The organism is Streptomyces iranensis (genome assembly GCF_017874715.1).
GTDB lineage: Bacteria > Actinomycetota > Actinomycetes > Streptomycetales > Streptomycetaceae > Streptomyces > Streptomyces iranensis.
This window is the reverse complement of the sequence record NZ_JAGGLR010000009.1, coordinates 353,927-368,519: the sequence shown is the minus strand read 5'-3', so window position 1 is coordinate 368,519 and position 14,593 is coordinate 353,927. Positions and strand designations below refer to the sequence as shown.

General features: G+C 72.4%; 9 protein-coding genes. All 9 read left to right on the top strand.

Annotated elements, in window-relative coordinates; genetic code table 11:
• The first annotated feature begins 86 nt into the window (after window positions 1-86).
• The 9 genes from J2Z30_RS19080 (at window position 87) to J2Z30_RS19040 (ending at window position 14,543) form a co-directional block, all read left to right on the top strand.
• Entirely contained in the window at window positions 87-2,021 is a 1,935-nt protein-coding gene (locus J2Z30_RS19080) for a cellulase family glycosylhydrolase (RefSeq protein WP_044568330.1), read from the top strand.
• Window positions 2,018-4,297, top strand: coding sequence for a glycoside hydrolase family 3 N-terminal domain-containing protein (locus J2Z30_RS19075; RefSeq protein ID WP_044568328.1), 2,280 nt, complete (start codon window positions 2,018-2,020; stop codon window positions 4,295-4,297). The genes J2Z30_RS19080 and J2Z30_RS19075 overlap by 4 nt, the downstream gene beginning before the upstream one ends.
• A 109-nt stretch (window positions 4,298-4,406) precedes the next feature.
• The gene (locus tag J2Z30_RS19070) at window positions 4,407-6,395 is read left to right on the top strand and encodes a glycoside hydrolase family 5 protein (protein WP_044568325.1); all 1,989 of its coding nucleotides are present in this window, start codon (window positions 4,407-4,409) and stop codon (window positions 6,393-6,395) included.
• Window positions 6,396-6,513: 118 nt separating this feature from the next.
• Window positions 6,514-7,341 carry an ABC transporter ATP-binding protein gene (locus J2Z30_RS19065; protein WP_044568323.1) on the top strand — a complete coding sequence of 276 codons (828 nt, stop codon included), beginning with the start codon at window positions 6,514-6,516 and terminating at the stop codon, window positions 7,339-7,341.
• On the top strand, window positions 7,338-8,264 hold the full coding sequence (locus J2Z30_RS19060) for an ABC transporter permease (protein ID WP_245388147.1): 927 nt from the start codon (window positions 7,338-7,340) through the stop codon (window positions 8,262-8,264). Before J2Z30_RS19065 ends, J2Z30_RS19060 begins: the two co-directional genes overlap by 4 nt.
• Before the next feature lie 74 nt (window positions 8,265-8,338).
• Window positions 8,339-9,505 (top strand): ABC transporter substrate-binding protein, encoded by a 1,167-nt coding sequence (locus tag J2Z30_RS19055; RefSeq protein ID WP_044568321.1) that lies wholly within the window; start codon window positions 8,339-8,341, stop codon window positions 9,503-9,505.
• Between the two features lie 277 nt (window positions 9,506-9,782).
• Entirely contained in the window at window positions 9,783-11,168 is a 1,386-nt protein-coding gene (locus tag J2Z30_RS19050) for a cytochrome P450 (RefSeq protein ID WP_044568320.1), read from the top strand.
• A gap of 750 nt (window positions 11,169-11,918) precedes the next feature.
• A complete protein-coding gene (locus tag J2Z30_RS19045) occupies window positions 11,919-13,544 on the top strand; it encodes an amidase family protein (RefSeq protein ID WP_044581041.1) in 1,626 nt (541 codons plus the stop codon).
• A gap of 57 nt (window positions 13,545-13,601) precedes the next feature.
• Window positions 13,602-14,543, top strand: a complete 942-nt coding sequence (locus J2Z30_RS19040) for an NAD-dependent epimerase/dehydratase family protein (RefSeq protein WP_044568319.1) — start codon at window positions 13,602-13,604, stop codon at window positions 14,541-14,543.
• The last annotated feature ends 50 nt before the right edge of the window (window positions 14,544-14,593 follow it).

Sequence of the window (14,593 nt, the reverse complement as noted above, 5' to 3'; positions counted from 1 at the left end):
CCAGCCCCTGACCTTGACCCCGCCCCCGACCCCGGCCATGTGCCGGGCCACCCCCCACCCCGTACCACCGACATCCGAGAAGGACCATGCGACGCCACAGCGCCCAGCTCACCCACCACCCCGCCGTCCTGCCCTGGCTCGGCGCCAACTTCTGGTCCCGCACCGGCGGGCCCCTGATGTGGCGCGACTACGACCCGAAGACGGTCCGCGAGGAACTGCGGGTGCTGCGCGAGCACGGCCTGACGATGACCCGGTCGTTCTTCTACTGGCCCGATTTCCATCCAGAGCCCCACCGCGTCGACGAGACGCTGTGCGAACACTTCCGCGACTTCCTCGACGCCCACACCGAGACGGGCATGGGCACGGTGCCCACCTTCATCGTCGGCCACATGTCGGGCGAGAACTGGGACCCCGTCTGGCGCGGCGGCCGCGACCTCTACGAGGACGTGTGGATGGTCGGCCGCCAGGCCTGGTTCGTGTCCCGGATGACCCGCCGCTTCAAGGACCACCCGGCGGTCACCGGCTGGCTCATCACCAATGAGATGCCCGGCTACGGCCGCGTCTACCAGGTGGATCCGCCCTCCTCCGAGGTGGTGACCGCCTGGGCGCAGGCCATGTGCAACGCCGTACGGGCGGCCGGCGGCACCCAGCCCGTCTCCCTCGGGGACGGCGCGTGGGGCATCGAGGTCACCGGGCGCGACAACGGCTTCTCGCTGCGCGAGACCGCCGAGTACGTGGACTTCGTGGGCCCGCACGTCTACCGCTCGGACACCGACCGGCCCCGTCAGCACCTGCGCGCCGCCTTCGAATGCGAACTGGCGTCGGTCACCGGACAGCCCGTCGTCCTGGAGGAGTTCGGGCTCTCCACGGACACCGTGTCCGATCGGAACGCGGCGGTCTACTACCGGCAGACCCTGCACAACTCGCTGCTCGGCGGGGCCACGGGCTGGATCGCCTGGAACAACACCGACTACGACGACCTGTGGGACCGCTCACCGTACGACCACCACCCCTTCGAGATGCATTTCGGCATCACCGACCACACCGGCGCCCCCAAGGCCCCGCTGCTCGAACTCGCCGCGTTCGCCGAGGTGTTGAAGGCCGTGGACTTCGCACACTGCCGACGCGCCGACGCGGACGCGGCCCTGGTCGTACCCGCCTTCCTGGAGCGTGGCTACCCCTACAGCAGGCCTGCCGACCGGCCGCTGATCTTCACATCGCTGCATCAGGGCTATGTGGCCACGCGCGCCGCCGACCTGCCGGTGGGCTTCACCCGGGAAGCCGACGGCCTGCCCGGCGACGCGGCGCTGTATCTGCTCCCCGCCACCCGCCAGCTCACCACGCGCACCCGGCGTGAGCTCGAACGCCGCGCCCACGCGGGCGCCACCGTCTACCTCTCGTTCTGCTCCGGCGAGCACCCCGGGACCCGCGGCCCGTGGTTCGACGACCTGGACGGGCTGTTCGGCGTCGAACTGCAACTCTCCTACGGTGTGGCCGAGCCCATCGAGGACGATGTCCTGGAGATGACGTTCACCGAGGACTTCGGCGGGCTTACGGCCGGGACCTCGCTGCGCTTCCCCGTCGCGGGCAACGAGGACAGCCGGGCGTATCTGCCGGTGGTTCCGCGTGATGCCCGGGTGGTGGCGGTCGACGCCCACGGGCGGCCCGCCCTCCTGGTGCGTGACACCGGGCGTGGCCGCACCGTCCTGGCCACCTACCCCCTCGAGCACATGGCCGCCCGCACCGCCCGCGCCAACCCCGAGGAGACCCACCGGCTGTACGCGGCGCTCGCCGACGTGGCCGGGGTCCACCGCCCGGTGACGGTCGACAGCCCTCACGTCGGCGCGGACCTCCTCGTCCACGACGACGGGCGCCGCTTCGTATGGCTGGTCAGCCAGAGCCCGGACGAGGTCACCGTCCGCCCCGTGGCCGAGGGAACGCTGCGTGACCTGGCGTCCGGCGCGGCGACGGCGGATGTGACCCTCGGCCCGTACGGTGTGCGCGTCCTGGAGCTGACGTGACCGACCAGCCCTACCGCGACCCGACGGCGCCGGTGGCGGAGCGGGTCCGCGATCTGCTGGGGCGCATGACGCTCGGCGAGAAGGTCGGCCAGGTCAACCAGCGCATGTACGGCTGGCACGCCTACGAGCGTAACCACAGCGGCCACCGGCTCACCGACGCCTTCCGCGCCGAGGTCGCCGCGTACGGCGGGATGGGGGCCCTGTACGGGCTCCAGCGGGCCGACGCCTGGTCCGGCGTCGGCTTCGCCGACGGCATCACGGCGGCGGACGGGGCGCGGGTCGCCGATGCCGTACAGCGCCATGTCGTGGAGAACACCCGGCTGGGCATACCCGTGCTGTTGGTGGAGGAGGTTCCGCACGGCCACCAGGCCCTGGACGGCACCGTGCTGCCGGTCAACCTCGCCGTGGGCGCCACCTGGGACCCCGCACTCTACGAGGCCGCGGCGGCCGCGGTCGGCGCCGAGGTGCGGGCACGCGGTGGCCACATGGCGCTGGTCTCCGCCCTCGACCTGGTGCGCGACCCGCGCTGGGGCCGCGCGGAGGAGTGCTTCGGCGAGGACCCGTATCTGGCCGCCCGGCTCACCGAGGCGCTGGTGCGGGGGATGCGCACGGCCGACGTGGCCGTGGTGCTCAAGCACTTCGCCGGTCAGGGGGCCACGGTCGGCGGACGCAACAGCGCGGCCACCGAACTGGGCGCCCGTGAACTGCACGAGATCCACCTGGCGGCGGCCCGGTCCGGGATACGCGCCGGTGCGGCCGGGGTGATGGCGGCCTACAACGAATTCGACGGCCTGCCGTGCGTCGCCGGCCGACCGCTGCTGACCGAACTCCTCCGGGAGCGGCTGGAGTTCGACGGCATCGTCATGGCGGACGGCGGCGCCATCGACCGCCTGGTCCGGCTCACGGGCGACCCGGTGGCCGCGGGCGCCCTGGCCCTCAACGCCGGATGCGACCTGAGCCTCTGGGACGACTGCTTCCCGCGGCTGGCCGAGGCGGTGGAGCAGGGGCTCGTCGCGGAGCGGACCCTGGACACCGCCGTGGCCCGGGTGCTGGCGCTGAAGTTCCGCCTGGGCCTCTTCGAGCGGCCCTACGCGCCTGTCGAAGCGCCTGGCGCACAGCGCTCCGACCCCGGCGAGCTGAGCGAACGCATCGCCCGCGCGTCCATCACACTGCTCGCCCACGACGGGGGAGTCCTGCCGCTGGCACCCTCGGCCCGCCGGATCGCCGTCCTCGGCCCGAACGCCGACTCCATCGCCCAGCAGATCGGCGACTACACAGCGCCACAGCGCCCCGGCTCCCACCACGTCACGGTCCTGGACGGCATCCGGTCGGCCGCCCCGCCGGACACCGAGGTCACCTACGGGCCAGGGTGCGAGCTGGTCGGCGGCGACCTCTCCGGTGTCCCCGAGGCGGTCGCGCTGGCGGCGGCGGCGGACATCGCGGTGCTCGTCCTGGGCGGGTCCAGCGCCCGGTCCGGCGACACCACCTTCGACACCAACGGCGCGGCCGTCGTGAGCTCCGCCAACCCCGCCGGAATGACCTGTGGCGAGGGTGTCGACCTGGCCGAACTGTGCTTGCCAGAAGGGCAGTTGGCGCTCCTGGACGCGGTGGCGGCCACGGGTGTGCCGGTCGTCGTGGTCCTCGTCCAGGGCCGTCCGCACGCCCTGCCCGACCTCTCCGGCACGGCCGCGGCGGTGCTGAGCGCCTGGTACCCGGGCCCGTGGGGCGGCCGGGCCGTCGCCGACGTACTGTTCGGCGCGGTCGGGCCCGAGGGGCGGCTGCCGGTGTCCATCCCCAGGTCGGCCGGGCAGCTGCCGGTGTTCTACAACGCCAAGGACCACCGGTACCGCGGCTATGTGGACCAGCCCGCCACCGCCCGCTACGCCTTCGGCCACGGCCTTTCGTACACCACCGTCGCGTACGCGCCGCCACGGCTCTCGCGCGCCCGTGTGACCCCGGACGACCCGACGCTCAACTGCCGGGTCACCGTGCGCAACACCGGCGAGCGGCCGGTGCGCGAGACGGTCCAGCTCTATGTGCGCCGGCTGTCGGGCGGCTCCTCGTGGCCCCGCGTACGCGAGCTCCGCGGCTTCGCCCGCCTCGACCTGCGGCCGGGGGAGGAGGCCGACGCCGTGTTCGCGATCGACGCCGACACCCTCGCCTCCGTCACCCGGGACCTCGGCCTCGCCGTCGAACCCGGAGAACTCCTGCTGGAGACCGGGCCCTCGGCCGTCGAAACGCAGGGGGCGCGGCTGGTGATTGAGCCGCCGGGCTGATCGCACGCTGTCTGGACGGTTATGTGATGGGCCGTCAGTATGGTGGCCGGGCGCGCCGGGTCCGGCGGAGCCGCGTTCGGGCACCATCGCTCACCCACGGGAAGGCCGCATGCCGACCAGGAGAACACTCAGGTACCTGACGGGAATCGCGTCGATCCTCGCCGTGCTGGCCACGGCGCCGGGGCCGGTCGCCACCGCCCGACAGCCCGCCGCACCGGCGGCCCCCGCCATCTCCGACCCCGTCACCTCCGCCACCTCCGTCACCTCCGCCTCCGTCACCTCCGACCCCGTCACCTCCGCCACCGCCCCCGCGGCCGACACCTGGCAGCCGCCGCTGTCGACCCGCGGCCGGTACATCGTGGACGCCAAGGGTGACCGCTTCCGGCTCAAGTCGGCCAACTGGGATGGCGCGCAGGGCTCGTGGACGGGGAGCGGCAGTGTCGAGGACCCCGCCAACCACCACTCCGGGCAGAACTCCTCCGGCATTCCCCTCGGCCTGGACCGGGTTCCCCTGCCGACGCTGCTCGCCGACTTCCATCGGCTCGGCATCAACAGCATCCGGCTGCCGTTCTCCAACGAGATGATCCACGCCACGGCGACCGTTCCGGACGGTGCCGTAGCCGCCAACACCCAACTGCGCGGAAAGACACCCCTGCAGGTCTTCGATGCCGTGGTGTCCGCTCTCAGCCGGGACGGCTTCGCCGTCATCCTCAACAACCACACCAACACCACCCGGTGGTGCTGCGGCATCGACGGCAACGAGCGGTGGAACAGCGGCCAGTCCACGCAAGCGTGGATCGACGACTGGGTCTTCATGGCCCGCCGTTACGCCGACGAGCCACGTGTGGTGGGCGCCGACCTCTACAACGAGGTGCGCCGCGATGTCCTGGACGACCCCAACTGGGGTCTCGGCGATGAGCACGACTGGTACACCGCCGCGCAGCGCGCCGCCGACCGCATCCTCACCGAGGCCGACCCCGACCTCCTCATCGTGATCGAGGGCATCAACTGGACCGGGATTCCGGTGGACGGGCTGCCCCATGAGCGCCCCACCCTGGCCCCCGCGCGCACCCTCTCGCACACCCTCGTCAACACCCACAAGCTGGTGTACTCGGCCCACTTCTACGGATACACCGGCCCGCGCCACAGCGGTGCCACCGGCGTCGGCGAGACACACGACCCCCGGTACCAGGACCTCAGCCGCGATGAGCTCTATCGAGTCCTGTCCGACCAGGCGTTCTTCGTCGCCGAGGACGGCGGGCGGCACTACACGGCACCCGTGTGGATCAGCGAGTTCGGCATCGGATCGGCCGAGACGGGTACCGCGCCGCGCGCCTGGTTCACCAATATCACCGACTACTTCGCCGACCGTGACGCAGACTTCGCCTACTGGCCACTCGTGGGATGGGAGGGCCACGACAACTGGGCGCTGCTGCGCTACGACTCCACGGGCCGCAGATACGGAATCCTCGACCAGGGCGACTGGCGCGGTACGGCGTGGCAGCGGCTGATGACCGCGCCCGAACGCACCGGTCCCGTCGACCGCGTCCCGGCCTGGCGCATGCTCGTCACCGACCACGGCGACCATGTGCAGTCACTGATCGAGCGGGGCCGGGGCGACTGGGATCCGGGCGCCTACAAGGCGGCCTGCCCTGATGGGCTGCGGCTCATCGGCCTCAGCCACACCGCCGGCCGCGGGCTGTGCACCGACACCGGCGCCGACGACCCGCGCGCCCCCGGCACCGCCCATACGGTCGTCACGGATGAACGGTACGTACCCGCCGGTGGCGACTGGGCCTCGGGCTACACCAAGTTCCAGTGCCCCTTGGACCAGTTCCTCATCGGCTACAGCCGCCGCGGCAGCCGGGTGTCCGCCGCACTGTGCGCCCCGGCCCGCACCCCGCTGGGCCCCACGGGACGTACGGTCTGGTTCGACCGCTCCGACAACCGGCCCGCCGACGCCTCGGGTGGCGACTTCGCCCACGGCGCCTACAAGGGCCAGTGCGCGGACGGCGAGTACGCCGCCGGTATCGCCTTCACCACGCGGGTGGGCAGCTCCGGCGGCCCGGACGCGCTGCTGTGCCGCCGCCTGTCCTGAGCCGCCAGTCGCTACGCCACCCTTGCCCGAATCTGACGGGTCGTCATATCGTAATCGTAAAGCGGTGTGCGCAGCCGTTGTCGCACGACACCCGCTCAACCGGATCAGGAGTTACGGGGTGGAGCCGCACACCACACCCGGGGCCGCGCCGAAAGTACGTGCCCGCGCGGTGACCCGCACCTTCGGGCACGGAACCCGGCAGGTGCACGCCCTCGGACCACTCGATATGGACATTCGACACGGGGAGTTCTGCTGCATCGTCGGCCCGTCCGGCTGCGGCAAGTCCACGTTCCTGCGCATCGTCGCCGGACTCGTCCGCCCCAGCGGTGGCGAGGTCGAGATCCGCGCTCGTCGCCGGCACCCGGCCGCGATGATCCCGCAGGACTACGGCATCTACGACTGGAAGACCGTGCTGGCCAACGTCCGCTTCGGACTCGATGTGCGGCGCGTGCCACGCAAGGCCGCCGACGCGCGGGCCAGGGACTGGCTGGCCCGGCTCGGCCTCTCCGACTTCGCCGACGCCTATCCGGCCACCTTGTCGGGCGGGATGCGGCAGCGGGTGGCGATCGCCCGCGCGCTCGCGGTGGAGCCGGAGGTGCTGCTCCTGGACGAACCGTTCGCCGCGCTCGACGCCCAGCTGCGCACCATCCTCCAGGACGAGCTGCTCGCGGTGTGCCAGGCGACCCGCACCACCGCACTGTTCGTCACCCACAGCCTGGAGGAGGCGATCGTGCTCGGGGACCGGGTGGTGGTGATGTCGGCCAGACCCGGCAGGGTGATCGCCGAACGGCACCCGCCGTTCGAACGCCCGCGCACCGGGGCGATGCGCCACTCTCCGCAGTTCGCCGCCCTGCGGTCCGAGCTGTGGGAACTCCTGCGCGACGAGGTCCAGCGGGGCGGGGCCGGTGCCACCGCTCCGGCGGACTCGGTGGGGAATCCCTCATGAAGGGCGAGAACACGGCAGCCCCGGCCCCGGCCGCGGCCGCGCGGCCCGGCCCCGGCGAAGGTGAACAGGACGGCGGGTCCGCCGAGACGACGCTGCTGGTGCGGCGCCCCGGACCGGGGGAGCGCGATCCGGTCCGCGCCCACCGGCGCCGCCGCGCCATCGAACTCTCCCTCGCGCTCGCCGTGCCCGCCGCGCTGATCCTGCTGTGGCAGCTCGCCGCGGATCAGCGCTGGATCGACTCGCGTATCTACCCCGCGCCGTCCACGATCGCGGCGGACGGCTGGCAGCGCGCCGCCGACGGCAAGCTGTGGCCGGACGTATGGGCCACGCTCAAGCGGGTGATCGCCGGTTATGCGCTCGGCACCGCCGCGGGCTATCTCTTCGGGCTGCTGATGGGCGCTCTGCGGATGGTCCGCGCGGCGCTGGAACCGTTGCTCGACGCGCTGTACGTGGTGCCCAAGCTCGCACTGCTCCCCGTGTTCCTCAATATGTTCGGCCTCGGCGAGGGACCCCAGATCGCGCTCGTCGCGACCACCGTCTTCTTCTTCGTGTGGATCTCCACGATGGCCGCCGTGATGGGCGTCGCCGAGGGCCACCGGGAGGCCGGAGCGGTATTCGGCGCCGGTCCCTGGCAGATGTTCCGCCATGTCCTGCTGCCCGCCTCGCTGCCGCAGGTCCTCGTCGGCATGCGGGTCGCGGCCGGAGTGGCGGTCCTGGTCATCGTCGCCTCCGAGCAGATCGCCGCGAACGACGGCCTCGGCCACCTGATCTTCGACTCCCGGACGCTGTTCCAGAACGACGTGATGTTCGTCGGCATCGTCTGCGTGGCCGTGCTCGGCGTGGTCTTCTCCGAACTCGTCCGGTTCATCGGCCGCCGGCTCACCCCCTGGGCGCCGCGGGACCGCGGGCGGCCCCAGTCCTGACCCCCTACCTCGGCTCCGACTCCGGTCCTGACCCCCACCTCGGCTCCGACCCCCGGCCCCGGAAGGCGGCACCCATGGCACGGACACCCTCCCTCGCCCGCGCCCTGCTCACGGGCGTGACCCTGCTGGGCGTCCTCGGCTCCCTCGCCGCCTGCGACGCACAGACCTCGGACTCGACGGGCACGGGCACGGGCGCGGGCGCGCGGAGCAAGCCCCGCCCGATCACCCCCGTCGCGGGCTGCGCCAAGGGCTGGACCGATCCCTCCGACAGGTCCGCCGCCCGCAGGCCCGCCCGTTGCGAGCCCGGCGCGCCCGCGCCGAAGCCGCTGAAGAAGAAGACGAAGGTCGTCGTCTCCGCCTCCACGCTGACCGCCGAGTATCTGGCCCCTCTGCGGATCGGTGTGGCGAAGGGCGAATTCAGCAAGGAGAAGCTCGACGTCGAAGTGAAGCTGCTGCCCACCCCGGACGCGCTTCCGCTGCTCGCCAAGGGCGATGTCGACGTCCAGTACGCGGCGCCGGAGGCCGCTGTGCTCAACGGCATCCGGCAGGGGTTCGACATTCGCTGGGTCGCCGGCAACTTCACGCCCGCGCCCGGCTCCAAGAGCGGATTCTGGGCCAGGCTGCGACCGGGGGAGACGGCGGAGGGGGTCAGCCTCAAGGACCGTACGGTCGGCACCCTCATCGGCAAGGGCTCGGTCATCACATACCCGATGGAGAAGGTGCTCTCCGCGCACAAGGCCGATGTGGACAGCGTCCGCTTCCAGCAGCTCGGCCCGGCCGAGGTCCTCGCCTCGCTGAGGAACGGCGGAGTGGACGCGGCCTGGCTGCTCGACCCGGTGTGGCGCCAGGTGGACGGCGACGCGGGCTACGCCTTCCTCGGCGGTCAGCCGAGGGGTGAACCGCTCGGCGGGCTCCTGTTCGGACCCGATCTGCTGACCGGGGATCCGGACGCGGGGGTGGCGTTCCTGCGCGCCTACATCCGCACCGTCAACACGTACTTCGCCGGGGACTACAAGAAGGACAGGGCATTCCTCGACGACCTCGGCGACGTGCTCAAGACCGAGCCGGACACCTTGGCCGCCGTGCCGTCGCTGCGTATGGACTGGGAGATTCGCGCGGGCACCGTGGACCGCCTGCAGAAGGCGTATGCCACCGCCGGGGTGGTCGAGGGCGACCCCCTGCCCGAGGACCAGGTCGTGGACCGCTCGTTCTACGCGGAGGCGGTCGGCCACAAGCCTTAGCCGATAGATCTTGACGCGTACGGCGGGCCGTTCCCCTCCTGCCCCTTCCCGCGGCATCGATATGCGGCTCCGCCGCGTGGTCCGCCGGACACCCCGTAGCGCGCAACATGCCCTGGATCATGGCGCTGTTCAGCCCGCCGAACGGCCGATAGTCTGGCCTGCGCCGTAGCGGGCCGCTTCTCCCCTCCGTGCCGCGCGTCAGTCGCCGTGTGGCTTCCCCACACGGACCTCATGGCCCGGCCGGAACGGTCCAGCTGTCGACTTGAGGACATCGAACATGCAATTCCCTCCATCCGAGCCATCCGAATTGGCGTCCCTGGCGGTCGAGCCGCTGATGACACGGGACTTCGAGACCCGGCCCGCCGCGGTCTACGCACGCCTGCGGGCCCGGTACGGGCCGGTGGCACCCGTCGATCTGCATGGGATCCCGGTCTGGCTGGTGCTCGGCTACCGCGAGGTGTGGGAGGTGCTGCGCGACGAGAGCGCGTGGAAGAAGGACGTCCAGCACTGGCGGTGGCTGCGCGAGGGCCGGGTGCCGTCCGACTGGCCGCATCTGCCCGGCTACCAGGTCAGCCATCTGCTGATGCAGGACGACCAGCGGCACAAGGCGACCCGCGCCGCCGTGGAGGAGGCGCTCGCCCCCTTCCAGGACACCGACGCGCCCCAGTCCTGGGAGCTCGCGAACGCCGTTTCCCGCCACGCCGACGAGCTGATCACCTTCTTCGCGGACGGCAGCGAGAGCGGATGGGTGGACCTCGGCGCGCAGTTCGCGCGGGCGCTGCCGCTGATGGCCGTCAACCGGCTGTTCGGCTTCCCGGTCGAGCAGGGCGACGACGTGTTCATGGACTCGTGGCGCATGGTGGACGGCGGACCGGAAGCCGCAGCCGCCGTGGGCCGGTTGGTGGCCGCGACGACCGAACTCACGGCGTACAAGAGGCAGCACCCCGGTGACGACCTGACCACCCGGCTGCTCGCCATCGAGCCTCCGCTGACGGTTGAGCAGATCGGCCTGGAGCTGTACGCGATCATCGTCATCATGTCGGAGCTGGTCAGCCACGCCATCACCAACAGCGTGCTGGAGGTGCTGGCCGGAGAGTCCGGAACGCGGGCCGGACTGATGGCGGGGCCGGTCGAGGAACTGGTCAACCGCGTGCACATCGCCTCGCCGCCGTGGGTCAACCTCACCTTCCGCTTCCCCGCGGTCGACACCGATCTGGGGGACTTCCGGCTCGCCGCGGGCGATGCGGTGGCGCCCTCGATCGCCGCCGCGCATGGCGATCCGATGTTCGCCACGCCCGGCAGCCAGGACGCGTCGGTGAGTTCGCGCGCCCATCTGGCCTGGGGCGCGGGTCCGCACCAGTGCCCGGGACGGGGGCTCGCCGACATGATCGTCACCACGGCGGTGGGCAAGCTGTTCGAACGGTGTGACTTCGAACTGGGTTTGCCCGTGGACCAGTTGCCCTGGCGCTCGTCCACGCATGTGCGCGGCCTGAAGTCCTTCCCGGTCCGGTACCGGATGCGGACGCGGCAGGCCGCCCCGATGGCCCCGGCCGCCGGAGCCGCGGCGCCCGCCCCGCTGCCGGAGCCCGCGCCATCCGCCCACGCGACGGAACGGCCCCGCTCCGCGCTCTGGCGCTTCCTGGCGAGCCTGCGCCGAGGCTAGGGGGTCCCCGGCGGACCGTGCCGCCTGCGGCGAGCTATTCCCCTCCCCGCCCCTCCCCACAACCGGGACCCCGCCCCAGCCCCCGGCCCCGAGACTCCGCCCCAGCCCCAGCCCCCGGCCCCGAGACTCCGCCCCAGCCCCAGCCCCCGACCCCGGGGCTCCGCCCCAGCCCCCCGGACCGGGGCTCCGCCCCAGAAACGTCCGGGTCCGAGGCTTTGCCCCAGACTCCCGGGCCGGGGGCTTCGCTCCAGACGTCCGGGCCGGGGGCTTTGCTCCGACGTCCGGGTCCGAGGCTTTGCCCCAGACTCCCGGGCCGGGGGCTTCGCTCCAGACGTCCGGGCCGGGGGCTTTGCTCCGACGTCCGGGTCCGGGGCTCTGCTCCAGACGTCCGGGCCGGGGGCTTCGCCTCAGACCCCCGGACCCCAGGGCTCCGCCCCAGAACGCCCGCGCCCGGGGCTTCGCTTCAGACGCCTGGGTCCGGGGGCTTCGCCCCAAACCCCGGCCCCTGGGGGCTCCGTCCCAGACGCCGGGCCCGGGGCTTCGCCCCAGACCCTCGGATCGGGGCTCCGCCCCCTTGATCCCGGGGTCCAGGGGCGAGGCCCTTGGTATCGGGTAGGGGCGGGGAGGGGAAGGATCCGCCGGACACCCCCGTACGCGTCCGCGCCCAAGCTCGGCGCGTAAGCCCCTTGCGCCGGGCCGTCGGCCTGTAGTGCGCTGACCCTCATGAGGAGCATGAGGGTCATGAGCGCCATGAGGAAGCCGAGCCTTGCCACGCTGGTCGCCGCCCTGGTGGCAGGCTCCCTCTGCGCGGGCGCACCGCAACCGCGGGCCGAGGCCGCCGAGGCCGCCGAGGTCGCCGATGTCGGCGGTGTCGCCGAGGTCGGCGGTGACACTTCGTCGCCGCCGACCGCTTCCCCCGCCGAACTCGGCGTCGATCTCGACACGGTGACCATCCCGGAACTCCAGGCGCGGATGGCGAACGGTTCGCTGACCTCGTCGGCCCTGACCACCGTCTATCTGCGGCGGATCAAGGCCATCGACCCCACGATCCACGCGGTGCTGCGCACCGACCCCACCGCCCTGCGGCAGGCGGCCGCCAGCGACGCGAGGCACCGCCACGGCCACGCCCGCGGCCCGCTCGACGGTATCCCCGTCCTCCTCAAGGACAATGTGAACACCCGCGACCTGCCCACGACCGCCGGGTCGCTGGCACTGGCCGGAAGCCCGCCGGACACGGACGCCGCCCTGGTGACACGGCTGCGCCACGCGGGGGCGGTGATCCTGGGCAAGACCAATCTGTCCGAATGGGCCAACTTCCGCGCCGCGAAGCCGACTTCGGGGTGGTCGGCCGTCGGCGGGCAGACCAGCAACCCCTTCGTACTGGACCGCAATCCCTGCGGGTCATCCGCCGGTTCGGGCGCCGCGCTCGCCGCGTCGCTGGCGCAGGTGGCGGTCGGCACGGAGACCGACGGCTCCATCGTGTGCCCGGCCGGGATGAACGGGGTGGTCGGCCACAAGCCCAGCCTCGGCCTCGTCAGCCAGTCCGGAGTGGTCCCGATCTCCGCCGAGCAGGACACCGCGGGGCCGATGGCGCGCAATGTCATCGACACCGCGCTCACCTTCTCGGTGCTCAGCGACACCACGCTCCCCGGCGATCCCGCCGCCCTTCCGAAGACATCCGGTCTGCGCGGCAAGCGCATCGGCCTGTGGCGGCTGCCCTCGCTCGGGCCCGAGGTGGACGCCGTGATGACCCGTACCGCGAAGCGACTGCGCACGGCGGGAGCCGAGGTCGTCGAGGTGACACCGCCGTACCAGGACCGGCTGGCCGAGCTGGAGTTCCCCGCGCTGCTGAGCGAGTTCCACCGGGACATCGACGCCTACCTCGCCACCCGCAAGGGCCCGCGCGACCTCGCCGAGCTGATCGAATTCAACCGCGCCCACCCGGCGGAGCAGACCTGCTTCGCAGGCCAGGAGCTGTTCGAGCAGGCACTTGCCGCACCTCCCACCACCGACCCCGAATACCGGGCCATGCGCGCCGAGTTGAAGGACGTCTCGCGGCGTTCCCTCGACGAGACCATGGCCACCCATCACCTGGACGCCATCGCCTCGCCGACGAATCCGCCCGCCTGGACCACCGACTGCGCACGCGGCGACAACGACGTGATCCCGTCCTCGACCCCCGCGGCCGTGGCCGGTTACCCGTCCCTGTCGGTGCCCGCCGGGTTCGTGGACGAGCTGCCCGTGGGCGTGCTCCTGATGGCCGGTGACCACGAGGACACCGAGCTGTTGTCGCTGGGGGCCGCGGTGGAGCGCCGGCTTCACGCCTGGCGGGCGCCGCGCTACCTGCCGTCAACGGGAACCGACGCCGCCCGGTGAGCGGCCCCTCGGAACGTCTGCCGCAAAAGCCACAGATACTCGCGCTAGTGTGCGCGCGTGAACCTTCATGTCGTCATAGGATTCGGGCCCGCGGGGGCGGCCACTGCTCGGCTGCTCGCCGAAAAGGGCCATACGGTACGCGTCATCACCAGGTCGGGCCGCGGCCCCGAACCGGGTATCGAGCACATCGCGCTGGACGCGACGGACAGCGAGCGACTGACCGAGGCGGTGCGGGGCGCGGCCGCCCTCTACAGCTGTGGCGCACCGCCCCTCCACCGCTGGGCGAGTGAATGGCCGCCCCTGGCCTCGTCGCTCTGCGCGACCGCCGAGGCCACCGGGGCGGTCCTGGTCATGCTGGGCAACCTCTACGGGTACGGCCCGGTGGCCGGCCCCATGACCGAGGAGCTGCCGCTCGCCGCCACCGGCACCAAGGGGAGGGTGCGCGCCGCCGTGTGGGAGCGGGCGCGAGACCTCCATGAGCAGGGCCGTATCAAGGCGGTCGAGGTGCGGGCGTCGGACTTCTTCGGGCCCGGGGTGACCGACGGCGGACACCTTGCCGGGAGGGTCGTGCCAGCTGTGCTGCGCGGCAAGTCGGTCTCCTCGCTCGGAGACCCGGACACCCCGCACAGCTGGAGCCATATTCCCGACGTGGCCGCCGCCCTGGCCGAGGTGGCGGGCGAGGAGCGGGCCTGGGGGCGCGCCTGGCACGTACCGACGGCGCCCGCGCTGTCCACCCGCGAGATGGTCGACCGCCTCGCCACGCAGGCGGAGACCGGGCCGGTCGCGGTGCGCAGGCTGCCGTCGGCCGTGCTGGGGCTCGCGTCGCTGGTCTCCCCGCTGCTCCGCGAGCTCAGAGAGGTCCGGTACCAGTTCGACCGGCCCTTCATCATGGACGCGAGCGCCTACGAAGCCGAGTTCGCGGTGCGCGCCACCCCCGTCGACGAGCAGGTCAAGGCGACGGTCGAGTGGTGGCGCGAGCGACTGGCCACGGCCGGGTGACGGCCGTGACAGCGAAGGAATCCACAGTGGGCGCAAGCGGAACGCGGCGC

What these genes read in the sequence shown, in the direction of transcription:
- J2Z30_RS19045 (WP_044581041.1), top strand. Translation starts at nt 11,919, where the DNA reads ATGAGGAAGCCGAGCCTTGCCACGCTGGTCGCCGCCCTGGTGGCAGGC.
- J2Z30_RS19060 (WP_245388147.1), top strand. Translation starts at nt 7,338, where the DNA reads ATGAAGGGCGAGAACACGGCAGCCCCGGCCCCGGCCGCGGCCGCGCGG.
- J2Z30_RS19070 (WP_044568325.1), top strand. Translation starts at nt 4,407, where the DNA reads ATGCCGACCAGGAGAACACTCAGGTACCTGACGGGAATCGCGTCGATC.
- J2Z30_RS19055 (WP_044568321.1), top strand. Translation starts at nt 8,339, where the DNA reads ATGGCACGGACACCCTCCCTCGCCCGCGCCCTGCTCACGGGCGTGACC.
- J2Z30_RS19050 (WP_044568320.1), top strand. Translation starts at nt 9,783, where the DNA reads ATGCAATTCCCTCCATCCGAGCCATCCGAATTGGCGTCCCTGGCGGTC.
- J2Z30_RS19080 (WP_044568330.1), top strand. Translation starts at nt 87, where the DNA reads ATGCGACGCCACAGCGCCCAGCTCACCCACCACCCCGCCGTCCTGCCC.